At 71.3% G+C, this 19,557-nt stretch carries 21 protein-coding genes; 10 read left to right on the top strand and 11 right to left on the bottom strand.

Annotated features, from left to right (window positions below; all coding sequences use genetic code 11):
• Positions 1–74: 74 nt before the first annotated feature.
• Positions 75–455: a PPOX class F420-dependent oxidoreductase gene (locus O7627_RS34920; RefSeq protein ID WP_278097698.1), complete on the bottom strand. Its 381-nt coding sequence runs from the start codon at positions 453–455 to the stop codon at positions 75–77.
• Between the two features lie 64 nt (positions 456–519).
• On the opposite strand from O7627_RS34920, the gene O7627_RS34915 reads away from it, so the two are divergent.
• Positions 520–1,299: a class I SAM-dependent methyltransferase gene (locus tag O7627_RS34915; protein WP_278097697.1), complete on the top strand. Its 780-nt coding sequence runs from the start codon at positions 520–522 to the stop codon at positions 1,297–1,299.
• Here O7627_RS34915 and O7627_RS34910 read toward each other — a convergent pair.
• Positions 1,269–1,925, bottom strand: coding sequence for a TetR family transcriptional regulator (locus O7627_RS34910; protein WP_278097696.1), 657 nt, complete (start codon positions 1,923–1,925; stop codon positions 1,269–1,271). The genes O7627_RS34915 and O7627_RS34910 overlap by 31 nt on opposite strands.
• A gap of 151 nt (positions 1,926–2,076) precedes the next feature.
• Between O7627_RS34910 and O7627_RS34905 the strand changes: the two genes are divergently transcribed.
• Positions 2,077–4,179, top strand: a complete 2,103-nt coding sequence (locus O7627_RS34905) for an MMPL family transporter (RefSeq protein WP_278097695.1) — start codon at positions 2,077–2,079, stop codon at positions 4,177–4,179.
• On the opposite strand, the gene O7627_RS34900 is transcribed toward O7627_RS34905, so the two are convergent.
• The 3 genes from O7627_RS34900 to O7627_RS34890 all read right to left on the bottom strand — a co-directional run bounded on the left by O7627_RS34900 (position 4,163) and on the right by O7627_RS34890 (position 6,602).
• Complete coding sequence (locus O7627_RS34900) at positions 4,163–4,459, bottom strand: hypothetical protein (protein ID WP_278097694.1); 297 nt, start codon at positions 4,457–4,459, stop codon at positions 4,163–4,165. The two genes, O7627_RS34905 and O7627_RS34900, sit on opposite strands and share 17 nt — an antisense overlap.
• A gap of 108 nt (positions 4,460–4,567) precedes the next feature.
• Entirely contained in the window at positions 4,568–5,152 is a 585-nt protein-coding gene (locus O7627_RS34895; RefSeq protein WP_278097693.1) for a hypothetical protein, read from the bottom strand.
• A 100-nt stretch (positions 5,153–5,252) separates the two neighbouring features.
• Positions 5,253–6,602, bottom strand: a complete 1,350-nt coding sequence (locus O7627_RS34890) for an ABC transporter substrate-binding protein (RefSeq protein ID WP_278097692.1) — start codon at positions 6,600–6,602, stop codon at positions 5,253–5,255.
• A gap of 173 nt (positions 6,603–6,775) precedes the next feature.
• Here O7627_RS34890 and O7627_RS34885 point away from each other — a divergent pair, with 173 nt between their 5' ends.
• Both O7627_RS34885 and O7627_RS34880 read left to right on the top strand, forming a co-directional pair.
• Positions 6,776–7,165: a hypothetical protein gene (locus O7627_RS34885; protein ID WP_278097691.1), complete on the top strand. Its 390-nt coding sequence runs from the start codon at positions 6,776–6,778 to the stop codon at positions 7,163–7,165.
• 51 nt (positions 7,166–7,216) lie between these two features.
• Positions 7,217–7,924 (top strand): DUF2786 domain-containing protein, encoded by a 708-nt coding sequence (locus O7627_RS34880; protein ID WP_278097690.1) that lies wholly within the window; start codon positions 7,217–7,219, stop codon positions 7,922–7,924.
• 50 nt (positions 7,925–7,974) lie between these two features.
• Here the strand turns inward: O7627_RS34880 and O7627_RS34875 are convergent, their stop codons facing one another.
• From O7627_RS34875 to O7627_RS34865, 3 genes are all read right to left on the bottom strand, one after another.
• Positions 7,975–8,493 (bottom strand): SRPBCC family protein, encoded by a 519-nt coding sequence (locus O7627_RS34875; protein ID WP_278097689.1) that lies wholly within the window; start codon positions 8,491–8,493, stop codon positions 7,975–7,977.
• An 83-nt stretch (positions 8,494–8,576) separates the two neighbouring features.
• Positions 8,577–8,930 carry a hypothetical protein gene (locus O7627_RS34870; RefSeq protein WP_278097688.1) on the bottom strand — a complete coding sequence of 118 codons (354 nt, stop codon included), beginning with the start codon at positions 8,928–8,930 and terminating at the stop codon, positions 8,577–8,579.
• Between the two features lie 103 nt (positions 8,931–9,033).
• Positions 9,034–9,738, bottom strand: coding sequence for a GntR family transcriptional regulator (locus O7627_RS34865; RefSeq protein WP_278097687.1), 705 nt, complete (start codon positions 9,736–9,738; stop codon positions 9,034–9,036).
• A 187-nt stretch (positions 9,739–9,925) separates the two neighbouring features.
• Between O7627_RS34865 and O7627_RS34860 the strand changes: the two genes are divergently transcribed.
• Genes O7627_RS34860 through O7627_RS34850 form a run of 3 tightly spaced genes read left to right on the top strand, consistent with a single transcriptional unit; the run spans position 9,926 to position 12,610 of the window.
• Positions 9,926–10,957 (top strand): NrtA/SsuA/CpmA family ABC transporter substrate-binding protein, encoded by a 1,032-nt coding sequence (locus tag O7627_RS34860; RefSeq protein ID WP_278097686.1) that lies wholly within the window; start codon positions 9,926–9,928, stop codon positions 10,955–10,957.
• 21 nt (positions 10,958–10,978) lie between these two features.
• Positions 10,979–11,752: an ABC transporter permease gene (locus O7627_RS34855; RefSeq protein ID WP_278097685.1), complete on the top strand. Its 774-nt coding sequence runs from the start codon at positions 10,979–10,981 to the stop codon at positions 11,750–11,752.
• A gap of 36 nt (positions 11,753–11,788) precedes the next feature.
• Positions 11,789–12,610 carry an ABC transporter ATP-binding protein gene (locus O7627_RS34850; protein ID WP_278097684.1) on the top strand — a complete coding sequence of 274 codons (822 nt, stop codon included), beginning with the start codon at positions 11,789–11,791 and terminating at the stop codon, positions 12,608–12,610.
• 72 nt (positions 12,611–12,682) lie between these two features.
• Here O7627_RS34850 and O7627_RS34845 read toward each other — a convergent pair whose 3' ends face one another.
• From O7627_RS34845 to O7627_RS34835, 3 genes are all read right to left on the bottom strand, one after another.
• Positions 12,683–14,335, bottom strand: coding sequence for an RICIN domain-containing protein (locus O7627_RS34845; protein ID WP_278097683.1), 1,653 nt, complete (start codon positions 14,333–14,335; stop codon positions 12,683–12,685).
• A gap of 406 nt (positions 14,336–14,741) precedes the next feature.
• Positions 14,742–14,930 (bottom strand): DUF397 domain-containing protein, encoded by a 189-nt coding sequence (locus tag O7627_RS34840; RefSeq protein ID WP_278098547.1) that lies wholly within the window; start codon positions 14,928–14,930, stop codon positions 14,742–14,744.
• Positions 14,927–15,736 carry a helix-turn-helix transcriptional regulator gene (locus tag O7627_RS34835; RefSeq protein WP_278097682.1) on the bottom strand — a complete coding sequence of 270 codons (810 nt, stop codon included), beginning with the start codon at positions 15,734–15,736 and terminating at the stop codon, positions 14,927–14,929. The genes O7627_RS34840 and O7627_RS34835 overlap by 4 nt, the downstream gene beginning before the upstream one ends.
• 255 nt (positions 15,737–15,991) lie before the next feature.
• On the opposite strand from O7627_RS34835, the gene O7627_RS34830 reads away from it, so the two are divergent.
• The 3 genes from O7627_RS34830 to O7627_RS34820 all read left to right on the top strand — a co-directional run bounded on the left by O7627_RS34830 (position 15,992) and on the right by O7627_RS34820 (position 19,542).
• Positions 15,992–16,417, top strand: coding sequence for a hypothetical protein (locus O7627_RS34830; protein WP_278097681.1), 426 nt, complete (start codon positions 15,992–15,994; stop codon positions 16,415–16,417).
• 33 nt (positions 16,418–16,450) lie between these two features.
• Positions 16,451–16,774, top strand: a complete 324-nt coding sequence (locus O7627_RS34825) for a DUF6506 family protein (protein WP_278097680.1) — start codon at positions 16,451–16,453, stop codon at positions 16,772–16,774.
• Between the two features lie 104 nt (positions 16,775–16,878).
• On the top strand, positions 16,879–19,542 hold the full coding sequence (locus O7627_RS34820) for a LuxR family transcriptional regulator (RefSeq protein ID WP_278097679.1): 2,664 nt from the start codon (positions 16,879–16,881) through the stop codon (positions 19,540–19,542).
• The last annotated feature ends 15 nt before the right edge of the window (positions 19,543–19,557 follow it).

Here is a 19,557-nt window from a genome sequence, read left to right as displayed (position 1 = left end):
GGCGGCGCCTCCTCCCGTTGCTGATGCGCGAGGCCGCCGGAAAGGTTGCCGTGGATCTTCTCGGTGGCCCGCCGCTACTCGGTGACGGTGATCCGGATGCCGACCGTGCCGTCCTTGCCGCGCCGCAGCCGGCTGCCGAGCATGACCAGCCGGCCCGTGATTCCGTACTTGCGGCGCAGCAGGTCGCGCAGGCGATCTCTGGCCGCGGCGTCGACGATCCCGGCGGTGCCCGGGACGGCCTCGCCGCGGGGGCGGCCGCGCACGTCGCAGGGCGCGACGGTGACCGCTCCGCTGCGCCGGATCCGCTTGACCTTGCCGGAATCGGCGACCGTCCAGACGCCGAGGGCGTCACCGTCGCGGACCACCCAGACCGGGGTGGCGACCTCCCGCCCGTCCTTGCGGAAGGTGGTGAGAAGCACGTACTGCTCGGCACCGAGCCGCTCCAGGGTGGTCATGCCCTGGAGAATACGGCTCGGTGCGGTGGTGGAGCAGTCCGGTTGAGTCGGTAGCGTTGCCGGCGTGCACGATGAGCCCCGGATCGGTGACGTTTTCGGTGAGATGCTCCGCGACGCGTACGCGGTGGAGACCGGGGTGGGGCCTCGGCCACTGGCCGGCGGCCGGCTGCCCCGGCCGGTCATCGAGATCATCGAACGGGACGACGGGATGATCAACGGCGTTCCGGCGCAGCAGTACTTCATCGGCCCCGAGCACTGGCAGCCGTACGACCACCGGGCCGTCGACCGGGCCCGGGGCGAGGTGCTGGACATCGGGGTCGGCGCCGGCCGGATCGCGCTGGAGCTTCAGGACCGCGGTACGCCGGTCACCGGCCTGGACGTCTCGCTCGGCGCGCTGCGGGTCAGCCGGGCCCGGGGGGTCCGGCGGCTGGTGCACGGCACGGTCGACGAGCATGCCGCGGGCGAGCACCGGTACGACACGTTCCTGCTGCTCGGCAACAACCTGGGGTTGATCGAGGGACGGCACCGGGCGGCCGATTTCCTGGCCGCGCTGGCGGCGCTGGCCCGGCCCGGGGCACAGATCATCGCGCAGGGCACCGACCCGTACCGGACGACCGACCCGGTGCACACCGGCTACCACGAGCGGAACCGGCGGCGGGGTCGGCTGGGCGGCCAGTTACGGCTGCGGCTGCGCTACCGGGAGCTGGCCACCGACTGGTTCGACTATCTGTTCTGCCCGGCGGAGGAGTTGGTCGGGCTGATCGAGGGTTCGGCCTGGGAGATGGTCGATGTGGACACGGCGGACGCGCCCTACTACCTGGCCACCCTGCGGCTGGTCGGCTGAGCCGTCCCGGGTCGGGCGGGGATGCCGGCGGTGAGCGCGGCGAAGGCCCGGCGGCGCAGGTCGGCGAGTGAGTCGTCGGCGGTCCCGGCCGACCAGGCCCGCAGCGCCACGTCCCAGGAGGTGACGGCGGCGGAGGCGACCAGCAGGGGATAGCTGTCGGTCGGGGCCAGGCCGGTGCGGCCGGCGACGAAATCTCCCAGCACCTCCCGTAGTTCGTGGTTGAGCAGCAGGTACTCGCTGACCAGGGACGGTTGGCGTTCCATCAGGCGCAGCCGCAGGATGATCTGCTCCTGCTCGTCGGGGTCCAGATCGAGGGCGTCCAGCACCCCGCCGACGGTCTCCAGCGGCGGCTCGTCCGGCGGGCTCGCCGCGAGCGCCGCCCGCAGGTGGGCGATCCGCTGGTGGGCCACGTCCCCGAAGAGGATGTGCTGCTTGGAGGAGAAGTAGCGGAAGAAGGTGCGGACGGCGACGTCGGCGGCCTCGGCGATCTCGTCGACCGTGGTCTGCTGGTAGCCCTTCTCCGCGAAGAGCCGCAGGGCGGCCTGCTCCAGCGCCGCCCGGGTCTCCTGCTTCTTGCGTTCCCGGCGGTTCGTCGGCGGTTCACCGGGAATTCCGAGTTCAGTCATCGTCGGCACGCTCACATGGTGGCATGCCGGACAGCATGGCATCATCTGCCAGGTGGCATGGCCTGTCAGATGACATGTCGTGTCGCGTGACGCCGGATGGTCGGCGTCCGAAGGTGCCACTGGTCGGCCCGGTCTCCGTGGGGAGGACGACGTGTTCGGAGCAGTCGCGCGGCTGGTGGTCCGCCGGCCCTGGCTGGTGATCCTCGGCTGGCTGGTGGCGGCGGCGGCGATCATCGTGACCGCGCCGGGCCTGGCCTCGGTCACCAACTCCGACCAGTCGGCGTTCCTGCCGGCCGACAAGGAGTCGGCCCGCGCCGCTGAGCTGGCCGAGTCGGCGTTCCCGGCCGCCGACGGCGCGACCGCCGTGATCGTGGTGGACCGCGCCGACGGGGCGGCGCTGACCGACGCCGACCTCGGCCAGATCGGCCAACTCGCCCAGCGGTTGACCGCCGACCGGCCGCCGGCCGTGGCGGGGGTGCTCTTCGACCCCACCGGGCAGGTCGCCGGCAACCGTCAGGTGGCGCTGCTGGCCGCCCAGTTCACCGGCGCACCCGAACAGCCGGAGGTGCAGGACGCGGTGGCCGACCTGCGGACCCGCGCCGACGACGCGCTGGCCGGCACCGGCCTGCGGGCCGGCGTCACCGGCGAGGCGGCGATCGTGCTCGACAACCAGCAGTCGTTCGCCGACGCGGAGCGCACCGTCACCCTGGCCACCGTCACGCTCATCGTCGTACTCCTGTTGTTGATCTTCCGGAGTCCGTTGGCGGCGCTGATGCCGCTGCTCGCGGTCGGCCTGGTACTCACCGTCTCCACCGCGCTCATCGCGACCATCGCCACGCTGCTCGACTTCGAGATCGGTCAGGAACTACCGATCCTGCTGACCGTGGTGCTGTTCGGGATCGGCACCGACTACATCCTGTTCCTGCTGTTCCGGTACCGGGAGCGGCTGCGCGCCGGGGACCCGTCGGACCGGGCCATCACGGCCGCCGTGGGCCGGGTGGGCGAGGCCATCTTCTCGGCCGCCTTCGCGGTGATCGCCGCCTTCGGTGCCCTGGTGCTGGCCAGTCTCGGCTTCTTCGCCACCCTCGGACCCGGCCTGGCGATCGGGGTGGCGGTGATGCTGCTCGCGGCGTTGACCCTGGTCCCGGCGATCGTCGCGCTGCTCGGCCGACGGGTGTTCTGGCCGTCCCGCCGGGCGGACCGGTCGCCGGGCCGCAGCCGGTTCGGCGCGGTCGGCCGGTTCGTCGCCCGGCGCCCGGTCATCGTGATCGCCGGCACGGTCGCGCTGCTCGGCGCGCTCTCGGCCGGAGCGTTGACGTTCGAGTCCGACTACGACCCGATCGGCCAGCTGCCGCCGGACACCGAGGCGACCCGCGCCTTCGAGGACCTGCAGCGCGGTTTCCCGGCCGGCGCGCTGCAACCGACGAACGTCTACCTGCGGGCCGACCGCCCGCTCACCGAGACCGAGATCGGCGGCTTCACCCAGGCGCTGGCGGCCGTCGACGGGGTGGCCACACCGACGCAGCCGCAGGTCTCCGCCGACGGCCGGGTCGCGAACGTGCCACTGATCCTGACCGGTGCGCCGTTCGCGCCGGAAGCGCTGGACCTGGTCTCCGGGCCGCTGCGGGACACCGCGCGGCTCGCCGCGCCGGCCGGCACCAGCGTCCTGGTCGGCGGGCAGAGCATGGCGTACGCCGACGTGCGGGACGCCACCGGCCGGGACTTCTCGGTCATCTTCCCGGTCGCCGGATTGCTCTTCGTGCTGATCCTCGCCGGCCTGCTGCGGGCGGTGCTGGCGCCGCTCTACCTGGTGGCGATGGTGGTGCTCGGGTTCACCGCGACGCTCGGCGCGACCGCCCTGCTCTTCCAGGAAGGGCTCGGCCGGCCGGGGCTGTCGTTCATCATCCCGATCATCCTGTACCTGTTCGTCACGGCGATCGGGACCGACTACAACATCCTGATCACCGCCCGGCTGCGGGAGGAGATCCAGGACGGCCGCCCGCCCCGGGAGGCGGCCGCCCTCGCGGTCGAGCACGCCGGCCCGTCGGTGGCCGCCGCGGCGGTCATCCTGGCCGGCACGTTCGCGTCGTTGCTGATCTCCGGGGTGCCGTTCTTCGTCGAGATCGGATTCGCGGTGACGCTCGGTATCGTGCTCGTCGCGTTCGTCGTGTCGATCCTGCTGGTGCCGGCGGTCACCGCGCTGGTCGGCGGCGCGGCGTGGTGGCCCGGCCGGCGGGTCAGGACGGGGGGATGACCGCGGTCGGCGTGGTGGTGGTCGGGGGGTGCCCGCCATCGCCGTCCACGACCTCGTCGGGGGTGCCGTCCTCGTCCATGTCGACCATCGTGATGTCCACCTGGCCGTCGCCGTCGGTGTCGAACTGGAACAGGTCGGCCTTGCCGTCGCCGTCGGTGTCGACCACCCAGACATCGGTCTTGCCGTCGTTGTTGGTGTCGGCCCGCAGCAGGTCGACCCGGTCGTCGCCGCGGGTCTCCACGATCTCCTGCGACTCGGCTGTCTCGTTCGACTCGGTCATCTGACGCCCTTCCCTGTGGCTGTCACGCGGTCCCGCGTGATCGACGCTTGCCCGCACGCAATACCCGCATACGCTAGGGCCCTACACCCCCGCCAGGCGAGACCGGTTTCAGATCGAGGCGTACGGGTTGGCGTCCGGGTCCGGGTAGTTCACCTGGTCGGGCCGGCCGTCGTGGTCGGTGTCCTGAACGACCTGATCGGCGACCCCGTCGCCGTCGAGGTCCCGGGCCAGGTAGTCGGGGCGGCCGTCGAAGTTGGTGTCCCGCACCACGGTGTCGGCCTGGCCGTCGTGGTCGGTGTCGGAGACCACCTCGTCCACCACGCCGTCGCCGTCCCGGTCGGCCGAGGCGGTGTCCAGCCGGCCGTCCGCGTTGGTGTCGGCGAGCGCCCGGTCGACGGTGCCGTCGTCGTCGTAGTCCCGCAGCACCGTGTCCAGCCGGCCGTCGCCGTCACCGTCGAGGTAGGTGGTCTCGGCGGTGCCGTCGCTGTCGGCGTCGTGCTGCAGCACGTCGGCGAAGCCGTCGCCGTCGAGGTCGGTCACCACCTCGGTCGAGCCGTCCAGGTGGTAGGTGGCGATGGAGTGCGGCTCGGGTGCCTGCTCCTCGTGACCCGGGTCGTCGCTCGGGCCGAAGCCCTGCTCCGGACCGGTCGCGTCCACCTCGCCGGTCAGCTCCGGGTCGCCGTACTCGCTCATCTTTCCTGACCTTCCGTCGTCGGCTGCTGTTGGATGAACCGTACGACGGCTGGCCGGGCGGTCGGATCCCGGAAACGTGCCAGTCGCGGTGCCCGGTGGGTCAGTGCCGCAGCTCCACCCCGGCCGCCACGATGGCCTCGATGACCTGCGCGGACTCGGCGAAGCCGATGATGAGTACGCCGTCGGCGTCGTACTCCTTGATCTCGGCGGCCCCGGCCGAGAAGTCCACCGGTGGCGCGTCGGCGTCGGCCGGCGGCTCGTAGGTGAGCAGCTTGACCCGGTCGGCGCCGTGCCCGGCACGTTCCAGCTCGGCCCGGACGTGTTCCTGCAGGCCCTCGCCGTAGGAGTCCTTCCGGGCCACCAGCACGATCTTGTCGGCGCCGTCGCGGAGCATCACGTCGGCCAGCGCCCGACCCTGCAACAGGTCCGACGGCGCGGTACGGAAGTAGAGCCCGCCGTCGTCGATGGTGCTCAGTCCGGCGTCGGTGTTCGACGGGGAGAAGAGGATCAGGCCGGCGGCGACCACGTCCGGCAGCACGGCCCGGGAGACCCCGGAGGCGCCGGCGCCTATGATCACGTGGACCTCGTCCTGGATGTGCTTGGCCACCGTCGCCTTGGCGACCGTCGGGCTGGTGCCGTCGTCGCCCTTCACCCACTCGACCGGCTCGCCGAGCACCCCACCCGCCTCGTTGATCTCGCGGAGGGCCAGTTCGGCGCCGGCCGCCATCGGCGGGTACGCCAGGGCCAGGTCGCCGGTGCGGGGCAGCAGCTCGCCGAGCTTCAGCGGGGCGCCGCTCTCCCGGTTGACGGCGTTGCTCTCCCGCTTGGCCCGGGGTGGCGCCGCGGTGCTGGCGGCGGACTCGTCCCCGGCGCCGAGGAACTCGGTCTTACCGTTGTCGAGCTGCTCGTCCTGGCCGAAGTGCAGGGTCGCGTAGCTGGCGGTGGAGGGTTCGCCGGCCTCGGTGAAGCCGCCCCGGGTGATCGAGATGCCGCGGTACTCGATGTCGCCGCCGTCGCGGGCGATCTCCAGGCACTGTTCGATGGTGTCGCAGCGCTGGCCGGTGTTGGTGACGCCGTTGATCTGCTTGGCGATGTCGGCGGGGGCGGTCGAGCCGGCGAGCTGGGCGGCGAGGGCGCTGATCGCGACCGCGTCGTAGGTCTCGGCGGCGTACAGGTAGTCGGAGAGCCGCGGGTTGACCGACCGCAACCGCTCCTTGAACTCCTCGGACAGCGGGGTGAGCGGCGTGGTCCCCTTCATGCCGTCGAGCAGGCCGGATCGCTCCGAGAACTCGTTGACGAACGAGTTCTGCATGTTGCCGTCGGTGCCGTAGAGCCGGACCTGGGTGGTCACGGGGTCCTCGCCGGCGTCTTCGCCACAGGCGGCGGTGGCGAGCAGGAGCGCGGCACAGGCGGCCAGAGCAGCGCTGCGCGAGCCGCTTGATACGAGCATGAGGTCGTCCTTCCTCCCCGAAGGTCCGCTGCGCACATTAGCGCGCTCAGGGCCGTTAGCGGGACCGAGGGCAGAGGAGGTTGCGCTACCGATAGGTAATATACTGCGCCGCTACCTGGCCTGACGGCGGTTCGGAAGGACGCTCCTTGACCGGGCGGCATACCCTTCGGCACGTGACCGACGTTCCCCCGGAGACGTACGACGACGCGGCCGCGGTACTCCGATCCGCGCTCGCCGGCGACAGCGACGCCGTGGTCGGCGCGTTCGACGCCGTCGTCGACCGGTCCGGGGTGGCCGGCGCGTACGAGGTCGCCTGGTGCCTGGCGGCGGCGATGGTCGGTGCCGGGGTGCCGCGCGGGACCTGGACCCTGGACTTCCCGGGGATCGACGAGGCGGGGTACGACGCGCGGTGGGTGGCCCGCTTCGTCAGCGCGTACGCGAACTCGGACGTCGACACCGGGGAGGCGCTCTTCGGCGCGGCGCTGGCGGATGGCCAGCTTCCCGACTGCCTGCTCACCCTGGCCGGTTCCGCGGTCGCGACGCTACGCCGCCGGGCCGCCTGACCATCGCGTCGTCGCGGGCGGTGGTCACACCCACGTGCTAGATCTGTTCGGGTGTCTGACGCGATCCTGAGCAAGGTGCGCAAGCTGCTCGCGAAGGCCGAGGATCCGGCCTGTACGCCGGCCGAGGCGGCGGCCTTCACCGCCAAGGCGACCGAGCTGATCGCCCGGTACGGCGTCGACCGCGCGCTGCTGGCCGCCGCCGATCCGACCAGCGACCCGGTCGGTGACCTGGTGATCGAGGTGATCCCGCCGTACGCGCTGGACAAGGCGGGGCTGCTCGCCGGGGTGGCCGGCGCGCTGCGGTGCCGGTCGGTGCGGCGGCGCGAGCGCGCCGGCTACGCGATGCACCTGTTCGGCTTCGCCAGCGACCTGGAGCGGGCCGAGCTGCTCTACACCTCACTGCTCGTGCAGGCCGCGCACGGCCTCGCGGCGGCCGAGGTGCCGCCGGGGCAGCATGCGGCGGCGTTCCGCCGGTCCTGGCTGGTCGGGTTCACCGGGGTGGTCGCGCAGCGGCTCCGAGCCGCGGAGCGGGCCGCCGCCGGGGCCGCCCCGACCGGGGAAAGTTCGATGGCCCTGGTCCTGGCCGACCGGTCGGACCGGGTGAAGCGCCGGCTCGCCGAGGTCTATCCCATGTCGCGCAGCGCGCCGAGCCGCCGGCTGGCCGGTGGCGGACGCCGGTCGGGCGCCGATGCCGGTCGGCGCGCCGACCTCGGCGGCACGGGCCTGGCCGGCGAGTCGCGGGGGGCGCTGCCGAGGTGACCGCTGCCCGTCGGCGCGGTTCGCCGCGTCAGCCTGCGCGGTTCGCCGGGTCAGCCGGCGCGGTGCTCGTCGACCGCGTGGGCGTACCGGGAGAGCAGCTCGTGCCAGCCGGCGGTGAGTGCGTGCCGGTAGCCCTCGGCCGCCTCGCCGTGCCGGTCGAAGCCCCGGTGCTCCACCTCGACCAGGGTTTGCTGGTCGGCCGCCGGCGAGAAGCGCACCTCGACCTCGCTGGCCCGGGCCGGGTCCGGAACCGGGGCGCGGTCCGGGCCGATCTGCCAGGTGAAGAGCAGCCGGCGACCGGGTTGCCAGACCAGCACCCGTCCCCAGTCGGCCCGGAAACCGTGCGGGCCGAGCTCGTAGGCCATTCCGCCCTGCCGCGGCTCGATGCCGATGTCCGCGAGCGCCTCCGGGCCGGCCCAGGTGTATTCCTTGACCCACCAGTCGGCGAGCCGTTCGGTGAAGACGGTGAACGCCCGATCCGCGCCCGCTGGGACCCGCAACGTGCTGCGAATGGAGTATTTTTCCTCGTCCTGGCGGATGCCGGAGTGATTAGTGGTCTCCTGTCCCATGGGCCCGGACCATACCGTCCGGCGCCGTCTCGTGCAGGGGGTCTTGCGCCGAGTGGTCGAATCTGCGCGAGGAGCGACGGGCCTCAGTGGATGATGGCACCCGCCGTGTTGTGGCGCTCCGCACCGCGGACCGCGAGCAGCGCACCGACGACGAGGTACGCGAACCAGGTCAGCGGCATCGTGAGCAGGCCGATGAGTAGGAAGATCAACGCGAAGTTCACCCAGAACAGCATCCAGAAGGAGATCATCAGGGTGAGGCCGAGGCCGACCCGCCCGGCGTAGATGCTCCCGACGCCGAAGATGCCGAACAGGCCGAGGATCAGCTCCAGGCCGACCGCGAGCCCGACGGACTTCCGCGGCACGACCTCGACCGGGTAACCGGGCGACATGTCCTGATACGGCACGAGCACGGCGTGGTGCGGATCCGGCACGGTCATGGGTCCAGTCTGCGCGTTGCCGGCAAGCACCGGCCACCCTCGCTGCTGGCGATGCAGCGGCGGCGGTCGGGTCAGCACCAGTAGCGGGTGGAGTTGACCCGGTTCACGTTGCTGATCGTGTTTCGGACCCCCGGAGCGCGTCGAGGACGTCCTGTCTGGTGCTGCTGACGTGGCTACGGGCGATGCGTTCCGCCTCGCTGCCGTCCCGACGTCGCACGGCTTCCACCAGTGCGGTGTGTTCCCGCAGTGACTCACCCCTGCGGCGGGGCGCCACGGTGGAGAAGTAGAACCGGACCCGCATGCTCAGCGTCCGAATGAAGTCGGTGAGCAGCTGGTTCTGCGCGCATTCGGCGATCGCGACGTGGAAAGTCGCGTTGAGCTGGGCGAGTGCGAACGGGTCGTCGGTAGCCCGTTGCTGGTTCAGCAGTCCGGACAACTGGTCGAGCTGCTCGGCGGTGCGCCGCTCGGCCGCCAGCACGGCGGCCTGGGTCTCCAGGTGCAGGCGCATCTCGAACAGGTCGGCCAGTTCCTGCTCGGTCCGCATCCTGACGAACCCACCGAGGTGCGGCCGGGTCTCTATCCAGCCGGCGGCCAGGAGGGACCGCAGGGCCTCCCGGACCGGGATGTGGCTGACCCCGAGTTGCTTGGCGAGCGCCTGGGCGTTGAGGTGCGTGCCGGGCACCAGAACGCCGGCGAGGATTGCCTCCTCCAGCACATCGCGGACCCGGTCACCGGTGTGGCCGGCGTTGGCTCGACGCGGCAGTGGGGTCAGGGCCGCGATCCCGGACGGTTCCAGTGACGTGGTCATGTCTTCCTCAGAGTCGTGTGACTGTCCTATAGCTTAGCCGCCACGTTCCCGACCGTCGGCGCCGGTCTGCAGCGAAGATGATCTAGGAAGACCGGTTCAAGACGTCTTTTACGGTCCAGACACGTCGTAGAAACAAAGCGCCCGTCCTATAGGACGCATGGATTTAACGCCTCTGAGAGGGGCCGACATGGAGTTTGCACAACCACCGGTGGCCGCTCGGGGCGGAGCCGTTCCGTGGCGCCGGTTGCTGATAGCCGTGTTCTGCGTCGGGTCCATGGCGGGCTGCGCGGCGACCGCGGGTGGCGCCGGCGCCGAGGTCGACCCGGCGCAGCGGGTGAGCCTCGACGGCGAGCAGCGGAGCGTGAAGGTGGGGGTGTTGCGGCAGCCCCACCTCTCCCACCCGCTGTTCTACGAGGGCTTCCGCCCATCGAACGTGCGCTTGGAGATCGTCCCGTTCGCGAACTCGACGGAGATCAAGAACGCGGTGGTCAGCGGTGACCTGGCGTTCGGCGTAACCGGGATCACCGCCGCACTGCAGGGGGCATCGAACGACGAGCCGATCGTGGTGGTGGCCGCCGCCGCCGATGGCGGATCGGCAATCGTCGCCGGCCGGGACCGGGGCATCGCCTCGGTGTCCGACCTGCGGGGCAAGAAGATCGGGTACGTGCCCGGCTCCGCCCAGGACATCCTGCTGCGACTCACCCTGCAGGGCAACGGGCTCGATCCGACGACGGACGTCCAACTGGTGAACGTCCAGTTCGCCGACATGGCGCCGGCTCTGGCGCGCGGCGACATAGATGCCTTCTCCGGCGCCGAAACCGGCCCGTCGGACGCCCTGGTGGGTGGAGAGGCGGTGCTGGTAACCCGGCCGTACGACACCAGAATGGGCAAGATCAATATTGTTCTGGTCACCAACCGGGACACCATCGACGCCGATCCGGCGCTGGTGCAGGCGATGGTCGACGTGCACGCCAAGGCCACCGACAGCATGCGGGACGACACCGCGGCCTGGATCGACGCCGTCACCGACAAGTACGGCTTCAGCGAGAAGTCGCTGGCGATGGCGGTGGACAACATCGAACTGCGGTGGCGGCTCGACGACGCCTACCTGGAGCAGGCCAGGGTGCTGGGCGCCGAACAGTTGCGGCTGGAGCAGATCAGGAAGGAACCGGACTATGCCCGGTTCATCGACCAGACGTTCAGCGCGAAAGCGGCCTGAGGACGGATCGGAGGCATCCGGATGAAGAACTGGCGGACCGTCGTCCTCGCGATACCCGTACCCGTGCTGCTGCTCGCCCTCTGGCAACTGGCGGTGGCACGGTCGTGGGTGGCGAACCTGCCGGGACCGGGCGAGGTCGGCACCCAACTCATCGAGCTGCTCGGTGGCCGGCTCGCCTTCGACGCGCCACTGTGGGTGCACCTGTGGGAGAGCGGTCGGCGGGTCTTCACCGGCTTCGGCATCGCCTGCCTGATCGCCGTGCCGCTGGGCGTGGTGATGGGGCGCTCGCCGCGGCTCTCCTCGATGCTCGACCCGACGATCAACCTGTTCCGACCGATCCCGGTGACCGCGTGGGCGCCCCTGATGGTGGTGATCGTCGGCATCGGCTCCAAGTCGGCGATCGTACTGATCGTGATCGCCTCCTTCTTCCCCGTCCTGCTGAACACCATCGCCGGGGTACGGGGAGTGCCGACCCGGCTGCTGGAGGCGGCGGCGATGCTCGGCACCCGCCGGCACCGGTTGCTGTGGCGGGTGGTGCTGCCCGCCGCCCTGCCGAGCGTGTTCGCCGGCATGCGGATCGGTCTCGGGTTCGCCTGGGTGATCGTCGTGGTGGGCGAGACGGTCGGCGTGCAGACCGGGCTCGGCTCGCTGATCACCCAGGCCTGGCAGGTCAGCCGGACCGATCTGATCATCGCCGGGATGCTCGTCATCGGGCTGGCCGGATTCCTGTCCGACAAGGGAATGTCCGCACTGTGGCGGCTGGCCCTTCGCAACCGCCCACTGATCGGGTCGTGACCACGTGGACCGCCCGTCGCAGCGAGGAGGAACGCCATGAGTCACACCGTCGCGACACCCACGACGGTCGCCACCGCCGTCTCCTGCCGAGGCCTCGGCAAGACGTATCCCTGCTCCCGCGGCGCGCGGGTGGAGGCGCTGCGCGATGTCGACCTGGAGATCGGTGAGGGGGAGTTCGTCTGCATCGTCGGTGCCAGCGGGTGTGGGAAGAGCACCCTGCTGAGGCTGGTCGCCGGCTTCGAGCCGACCACCGCCGGATCGCTGACGGTGCGGGGCAAGCCGGTCCGCGCGCCCGGCCCCGACCGGGGGGTGGTGTTCCAGGACTACGGTCTCTTCCCGTGGCTCACCGTCGCCAGCAACGTCGCGTACGGTCCACGGCAACGTGGCGCGTCCCGCGCGGAGCTCGCCCGGCTGACTGAGCGGTATCTCGCCCTGGTGCAGCTGGAGAAGTTCGCGGACCGCTATCCGCACCAGCTCTCCGGCGGCATGCAGCAGCGGGTGGCGATCGCCCGGGTGCTGGCAAACGATCCGGCGGTCCTGCTGATGGACGAGCCGTTCGGCGCACTCGACTCGCTGACCAGGGAGAAGCTCCAACACCGGTTGCGGGAGATCTGGCAGCAGGTGCGATCGACGGTGCTGTTCGTCACGCACAGCGTGGAAGAGGCGGTACTGCTGGCCGACCGGGTGGTGGTGATGAGCGGCGGGCCGAACCACGGCGTACCGGGCCACATCGCCGAAGTGACCCGGGTGGGCCTCGATCATCCACGCGATGTGACGTCACCGGAGTTCAACGCGCTCAAGCGGCACCTGCTGGACGTGGTGCACCGGGAGATCTCGTCGGTGGAGGCGGACGCCTAGCCGAATCCCGGGGCCGTCGTCGGCTCTGACGCCGGCGACGGCCCCGGGGCGGTCAGCTCGACCTGTTCAAGGTCAGCACCAGTAGAGGGTGGAGTTGACCCGGTTGACGTTGCTGATCGTGTTGTTCGCGCCGCCGCAGGGGTTCTGGCGGATGTTGGTGTTGGTCACGGTCAGGTTCTGGAAACGGATGCCCGAGGAGATCGGGAACTCGGTACGGGAGGCGATGCGGACCTCACCACCACCGGTGACCGTGCCGGAGATCCCGGCGATGGTCACGTTGTAGCAGTTCTCGATCAGGATCGCGTTGTTGCCCGTGTTCGTAATCGTCACCCGGTCGATGACCGCGCCGCCGGACTCCGACACGCAGAAGATCCCCCGACCACCACCGGAGGCGATCACGTTACCCACCCGGATGTTCGTCGGGTAGCCGCTGCCGACCCGGCCGTTACGGTTGGCCATCCGAAACGCCGCGTACCCCGTCCCCGCGCCGGCGTTCTGCGCGTCCACCGTGCCGACCGTCGCGTTGATCGTGTCGTTGAGCAGCAACCCCGAATAGCCGGTGTTCCGGGCCGTCACCGTCCCGATCGTCAGGCCGTCGACACCGTAGGTCTCCACCCCGTGCGCACCCGTACCCGAGACGTACACGTTGTCGATGCGCACGTTGCGGACCTTCACCGCCCGGTCCCCACCGTGGTTGTCGATCCGCACCCCCAACCCGCTCGACAGCCGCATGTCGATCTGCCCCAACGTCAAATTGTTCACGTTGCGGGCGAAGATCCCGTACAACGGCGACCCCGTCAGGGTCAGGTTCTGCACCTCCACATCCGTGGCCCCCCGCGAGTACACCGGGGCGTAGTCACCCGACCCCGAACCGGTCACGTTGATCGTCCCGCACACCGCAAGAGTCGTGTACGACGGCAACGACAACCGCGAACCCGCCGACATCGACCCCGACCCCCGCACCACCACCCGCTGCTTCGACGACCGACCAGCCGACAAACTGTTCACCGCCGCCTGCATCGCGTTCAACATGCTGGACCCGGTATGCACCGTCGAGCCACCATTACGCGCCGTCCAGGTACCCCCCGACACCGTCACCTCGGCATTGAACGCACCACTACCACAACCGGTCGTCGGCGGCGGGTTGCCCGAGCTGATGGGCACCATCTGCCACTGCTGGTTCCAGCCGCCGAGGTCCTGGTACTGGGCGACGATGCCGCCGTCCGCGGTGGACCACTCCCAGATGTCGAGCGCCTTGCCGCTGTGCCGGTTGATGAAGCGGACGTGGCCGCCGTCGGAGTCGGCGACCCCGAAGTGCTGCCGGGTGGAGCCGTTGTCGGGGTTCTGGATCAACTGGGTGCCGTCGTTGGCGTTCGGCATCTCCAGGAACTTGCCGCTGTGCCGGGAGCGGATCTTGTAGTAGCCGCTGCCCGCGCTGACGAACTGCCACTGCTGCTGGTTGCCGTCGTTGCGGGACCACTGCACGATCGGCGCACCGTCGCTTGTGGAGAAGTTGTAGAGGTCGAGCGCCTTGCCGCTGTGCCGGCTGACGAACACGTAGTAGGCGTTGGTGTCGATGACGGCGGCCTGCGCCGGGGTCGTCGCGACGACGGCACCGACGCTGGCGACGAGGGCGGCGCCGGTCGCGACGACGAGGCCGGCCCGCCAGCCGCGCCAACGGGCTCGGCGTGCGGTGCGTGGTTGGGTGGTGGTGGCGAGCGACATCGGTCCTCCCTGACCTGGGCTCGGAGGCTGGGACGGCCGGGCGCGGGACGGCGCGCCGGAGCCCGGAAAAGCCTTTCCAGCGTTGTCGCCGCAACGTATCGAATCGTTTCAATGAAGTCAACCAGACCGCCGGCCCAGCGCATCCCTCGCCTGCCACCGCACCCGCCGCGCCGGCGACGGTCGATGATCTGAGCGCCACTGCTGTCAAACGTCCCCGATAACAGCACTGGCGCTCAGATCGTCAGAACCCGGAGTCGGCCGCGATCGGCGGACCTGCGCGGTGGGCACCCACCCGCGCCCACCTCGGACCCGGTTGGCCATGACCGAGGCGCACTTGGCCGTCGATTACGGCCGCTGTTTGACGGCTGAGTGCGCCATGATCATGGCTGGTCCGCGCTGGTGTGGGCTACGACCCGTGGTTGGTGAGGGTGTTGATGAAGGCTTGCCAGTTCGTGGGGGTGAAGGCGAGTTGGCCGCCGTTGCGGTCCTTGCTGTCGCGGACGTACACCCGGCCGGGGAGGTTGTCGGCGACCTCGACACAGGCCCCGCCGTTCGTGCCGGAGCGGGTCGAGGTCCGCCAGTTAGCGCCGGTCACTTCCATGTCTCCGCCGCCTCCTTGAGCAGGTCAAGAGACTGACGCTTGGAGAGCGCCTCCGCCGCGATCAGGTCCCATGTTGTCTGCAGCGTAGCAAGCTCGGCGTCGCGATTGACCACCTGCGCGCTGACCTGGTGGTCGACATATGCGGCGGTCGAGTGCTCGGGCAGTCGCGCGATGATGAAGCCGCCCTGCAACCCGCAGTAGATGCCGGTGTCTGCCGGTACGACCAGGATGGACACATTCGGAAGCTGGGCGCAGGCGACCAGGTGGGCGACCTGTTCGGCCATCAGCCCTCGATCCCTGGCCACCGTCCGGCGAAGGACCATCTCGTCCAGGATGGCCATCAGGTGCTGCTCGCCACTGGCGCCATTCGTACCGAGGATGGCGGCTTGTCGCGCCATGCGGTTGGCTACCCGCTGCTCCACTTCCTCGTTCGTGAACAGGCCGCTCACCCGAAGCGTCGCTCGGGCGTACGCCTCGGTCTGCAGTGGGCCTGGTACGAACGCCGGGTCGTACCAGCGCAGGGCGAGGGCTTCGTCCTGGAGGAGGTTCCATTCGCGGAGCCAGACGGGGGAGATCTCGTTCTCCACCACCTCGCGGAGGTAGGTGGCCAGCGAGGTGCCGAACTCCTTGTCGACGGCCTCCAGATAGTCCGGCAGCGCGGGCCGGGTGCCCCGCTCGACGGCGCTGACGTGCGCTCCCGAGTAGTGGACGCGCTCGCCCCACTCCTCCTGGGTCAGCCCTTCCAACTCGCGGCGGCGACGCAGCTCCCAGACCAGGAACTCCGACGGTGACATGGCCATTCGCGTTCTCCTGATGCTCTGCGGATCACCCATCTGGTTGGCGAGAACCCGCCGGGGATCGACTCCATGAAGCGTCGGGAATACGCCCGACCGATTCATCTTTCATCGAATGCCGGTGATAGTCCAGGGTGGACGGGGAGTTGGATTCGGAAATCACGAGAGTGCATTCATCATGCATATCTCGTACGGCGTTCGTATGTATCGGCGCGGAATGGTGGGTGTGCAGTGTTCCGGAAAAAAGTGAGCCCGGTCCCGATGAAGCCGACCCACCGGCGGCACTGGCGCCGGCTGTGGCGATATTGCTCCTGCGGGCTCCGGTGGCGATGCCCGGACAGCGGCACCGGGGCACCACGGTCGTTCTCGCCGCCCGGGCTGCGCAACCAGCGCCGGCGCGTCTGGACCACCCGCCCGGACAACCGCGGGCGGGCGTACCCGCACCAGCCGCAACGGCCATTGTGGATCTGCCGGCGCTGCGCCCAGCCCTGGCCCTGCGGCCAGGCAAAGCTCGACCTGCGCCGGGAGTTCGGCGCTGACCGGGCCGCCCTCCGGATCCACCTCACCAACCAGATGTACGAGGCACTGCGCGACCGGTATGCCCTAACCCCGTACGAGATGCTCACCCCGGCCGAGGTCTGGCACCGGTTCCTCGCCTGGACCGAGCCACCGCCCACCGCCGATTGACCTGAACCTCGCTTGAGGTTCTACGTTCAGCCGATGAAGTGGGCGTACATCTACGAACACCCAGGCTCCGATCCCGACGCGGACCGGGTTGTCCTGGAACGCGGTGGCCAGCACACCATTCTGGTCCCGGTGCCGGAACCAGCGGCGGCCCCGGCGGTGGCATCGGCCCTCGCCGACGACGGCGTGCGGCTGATCGAGCTGTGTGGTGGCTTCACGCTGCGGGAAGCAGCTCAGGTGGCCGAGGCGGTCGGCGGCCGGGTACCGGTCGGGCACGTTTCGTTCGCCGGGGAGGCGGCGGCGGGGGTGGCCAGCTACGCCCGAGAGTACGCGGCCGAGCGGGCCGGCCCACGGGCCTGAACCCAGCGGTGCGGCAACCGGAGCGGGTACGGCGCCGACCGGTGGCCGAATCCGAACCGGACGACCGGGTCAGCCGCCACTGCTGAGCCACTAATCTGCGAGCCATGAGCCGGTCGGTGGGCGAGTCGCCGTTGGTCGGCCGCGACCGGGAACTCGTCACCGCCGTCGGGGCGCTGCGCGGACCGGCCGCCCCGGGTCTGGTGATCGTCGGTCCGGCCGGCGCCGGCAAGACCCGACTCGCCCACGAGGCGCTGACCCGGGTACGCGACCGTCGGGTGCTGCCGCTGCGCTGCTCGGCCGGGACGTCCGGGATGACGCTCGGCGCACTGGCCGACCTGCTGCCACCCGCCGCCGGCCCGGCCGCCGACCTTCCACCGCTGCAACTGGGCCTACTCGGTCTGCACCGGCTCGCCGACCAGGGGCCGGTCGTCCTCCTCGTCGACGACGCCCATCACCTCGACCCCGTCTCGGTGGCCGTGGTGCACCAGGCGGTGGTCGAGAACGCCGTCACCCTGCTGGCCACGGTGCGGTCCGACCGGCCGAGCCAGGCCGTCCCGCCCGCCGGATGGACGGACGCCGGAGTCGTCCGGATCGACCTGCCGGCGCTCACCGACCAGGCTGCCGAAACACTCCTCACCGCCCTGCTCGCCGGACCGGTGCAGGGGCAGACGCTGCGTCGGCTGCGGGAGCTGGCCGCCGGCAACCCGCTCTTCCTGCGGGAACTTGTCACCTCGGCGCGCGAGACCGGGGTGCTCGACCGGGCCGGCGGGCACTGGCGGCTCGCCGGCCCGACGCCGGCCCTCGCCGGGCTGAACGCGCTGCTGCGCGCCCGGCTCGCGGCCGGAGACCCCGCCGACCGGGAGGCGCTGGCGCTGCTCGCCGCCGGTGAGCCGGTGCCGCTTCCGGTGGCCACCGCCCTCACCGGTGACCGGCTGTTGGACCGGCTGCTACCTCGGGGCCTGATCACCGTCGACGCGGCGCCGCGGCAGACCGTCACGCTCAGCCACCCGCGCTACGGTGATCTCCTGCGCGCCGACACCCCGGCGCTTGACCGGCTCCGGCACCTCCGCCGCCTGGCCGACGCGATGGAAGCCGACGCCGTGCGGGCGGGTGTGCTGCCGGGCGGGGTGGACCTGCTGCGGATCGCCCGCTGGCGGCTGGCCGCCGGTGGAACCACGAACCACCGGCTGATGCTCGCCGCCGCCCACCAGGCCGCACTGACCCGCGAGTACGCGCTGGCGCACCGGCTCGCCGAGCACGCCTACCGGGCCGGCGGTGGAGTCCACGCAGGACTGACCGCGGTCCGGGCGCTCGTGCAACTCGGCCGGGTCGACCAGGCCATCGCGCTCTGCGTCGAGCTGGCCGGGGCCGCGCGGGACGCCGGACCGGACGGCCGGATCGAGGTGGCGACCCAGCACGCCGAAATTCTCGGGTACGGGTGTGACGACGTGCGCGCCGCCCGCGCCGTTCTCGACGCGGCGACTCCGCCGGCAGGTGCCCGGACCGCCAGGATCAGACCATTCGCCGGCATCGACCTGCTGCTGCGGTCGTACCAGGTCGATTGCACAATTATCGAAGCGGCGCTGGCGGTGTTCCGCGGCGCCGACCGGGTTGCCACCCGGCTCGCCGCCAGCGGCGCCGCCGGCTACGCGATGCTGCTCGCCGGGCGGCTGGCCGAAGCCGAGGAGCTGATCGCGAAGACCGTGCCGCTGGCCCGCCGGCACCCCACCGCCAGCCCGTTGCAGGCCGGCTCGCTCGCCCCGACCGTGGCCATGCTGCGCTGCTACCGGCCGGACCCGGCCGGCGCCCGGTCGATCGCCGAACACGGGTACGAGGCCAACCAGCACCCGCCCAACCCGGTCAACCAGGCCCTGCACGCCCTCGCGCTGGCGCAGATCGAACTCTTCGCCGGCCGGCCGGGCGCCGCCCTGCGGTGGGCGCGTCAGGCCCGGCTGGTGGCCGGCGAACTCGGCCTGCGACCGGTCTGCCGGTGGGCGACCGCGGTCCAGATCCAGGCCGCCGCGCAGGTCGGCGCCGAGGCCGAGCCACCCGAGCTGGCCGCGCTCGCCGCCGACCTGCGACAGTTCTCGGCCGGCGCCGACCCGGTCCGGCTCTTCGACATCGAGGTCGCCCGCGCGCACGCCTGGCGGGGGACCGCCGACAACGACGGCGGCGCCGGCCTCATCGCCCTGGTCGAGGCCGTCGCCGGGCACGGCCGACGGGGCGCCGTCGCCGCCGGCGCGGTGGGCGCGCTGGACCTGATCCGGCTCGGCGCTCCCGGCCGGGCGGCGGAACTGCTCGCCGGCCACCCGCCCGATCCGCGCTGGTCACTGGGGCGCACCATCGAGGCGTACGCGGTGGCGGCCCGGACCGCCGACGCCGCCGCGCTGGCCGACGTGGCCGGCCGGTTCGCCCGGTACGGCATGCCGCTGCACGCCGCCGAGGCGGCGACGGTCGCCGCGGCGGTGCGGCTGGCCGACGGACAACCGACGGCGGCCGCCCGGGTGCACGTCTTCGCCGACGCCCAACTCGCGCTGGTCGGCGAGCCGGTCAGCACCCCGGCGCTGCGCCGGCGCGGCCCGGTCACCCGGCTCACCGGACCGGAGCACGAGATCATCCTCGCCGCCGTCCGGGGCGAGCTGAGCCGCAACATCGCCGCCCGGCTGCACCTGTCCGAGCGGACGGTCGAGAACCACCTGAACCAGGCGTACGGCAAGCTCGGTGTCCGCGGCCGGACCGAGCTGCGAGGCGCGCTCGGGCTGGAGTGAGCGCGGGCAGCGGTG

The sequence above is a fragment of the Solwaraspora sp. WMMD1047 genome, assembly GCF_029626155.1.
In the GTDB taxonomy this organism is placed as follows: domain Bacteria; phylum Actinomycetota; class Actinomycetes; order Mycobacteriales; family Micromonosporaceae; genus WMMD1047.
This window is presented reverse-complemented; position numbering and strand designations above follow the sequence as displayed.

Coding starts and splice junctions, on each gene's coding strand:
- O7627_RS34920 (WP_278097698.1), bottom strand. CDS start 455: ATGACCACCCTGGAGCGGCTCGGTGCCGAGCAGTACGTGCTTCTCACC.
- O7627_RS34860 (WP_278097686.1), top strand. CDS start 9,926: ATGGAGTTTGCACAACCACCGGTGGCCGCTCGGGGCGGAGCCGTTCCG.
- O7627_RS34910 (WP_278097696.1), bottom strand. CDS start 1,925: ATGACTGAACTCGGAATTCCCGGTGAACCGCCGACGAACCGCCGGGAA.
- O7627_RS34890 (WP_278097692.1), bottom strand. CDS start 6,602: ATGCTCGTATCAAGCGGCTCGCGCAGCGCTGCTCTGGCCGCCTGTGCC.
- O7627_RS34820 (WP_278097679.1), top strand. CDS start 16,879: ATGAGCCGGTCGGTGGGCGAGTCGCCGTTGGTCGGCCGCGACCGGGAA.
- O7627_RS34850 (WP_278097684.1), top strand. CDS start 11,789: ATGAGTCACACCGTCGCGACACCCACGACGGTCGCCACCGCCGTCTCC.
- O7627_RS34825 (WP_278097680.1), top strand. CDS start 16,451: ATGAAGTGGGCGTACATCTACGAACACCCAGGCTCCGATCCCGACGCG.
- O7627_RS34895 (WP_278097693.1), bottom strand. CDS start 5,152: ATGAGCGAGTACGGCGACCCGGAGCTGACCGGCGAGGTGGACGCGACC.
- O7627_RS34830 (WP_278097681.1), top strand. CDS start 15,992: ATGAAGCCGACCCACCGGCGGCACTGGCGCCGGCTGTGGCGATATTGC.
- O7627_RS34835 (WP_278097682.1), bottom strand. CDS start 15,736: ATGGCCATGTCACCGTCGGAGTTCCTGGTCTGGGAGCTGCGTCGCCGC.
- O7627_RS34845 (WP_278097683.1), bottom strand. CDS start 14,335: ATGTCGCTCGCCACCACCACCCAACCACGCACCGCACGCCGAGCCCGT.
- O7627_RS34900 (WP_278097694.1), bottom strand. CDS start 4,459: ATGACCGAGTCGAACGAGACAGCCGAGTCGCAGGAGATCGTGGAGACC.
- O7627_RS34875 (WP_278097689.1), bottom strand. CDS start 8,493: ATGGGACAGGAGACCACTAATCACTCCGGCATCCGCCAGGACGAGGAA.
- O7627_RS34870 (WP_278097688.1), bottom strand. CDS start 8,930: ATGACCGTGCCGGATCCGCACCACGCCGTGCTCGTGCCGTATCAGGAC.
- O7627_RS34865 (WP_278097687.1), bottom strand. CDS start 9,738: ATGACCACGTCACTGGAACCGTCCGGGATCGCGGCCCTGACCCCACTG.
- O7627_RS34855 (WP_278097685.1), top strand. CDS start 10,979: ATGAAGAACTGGCGGACCGTCGTCCTCGCGATACCCGTACCCGTGCTG.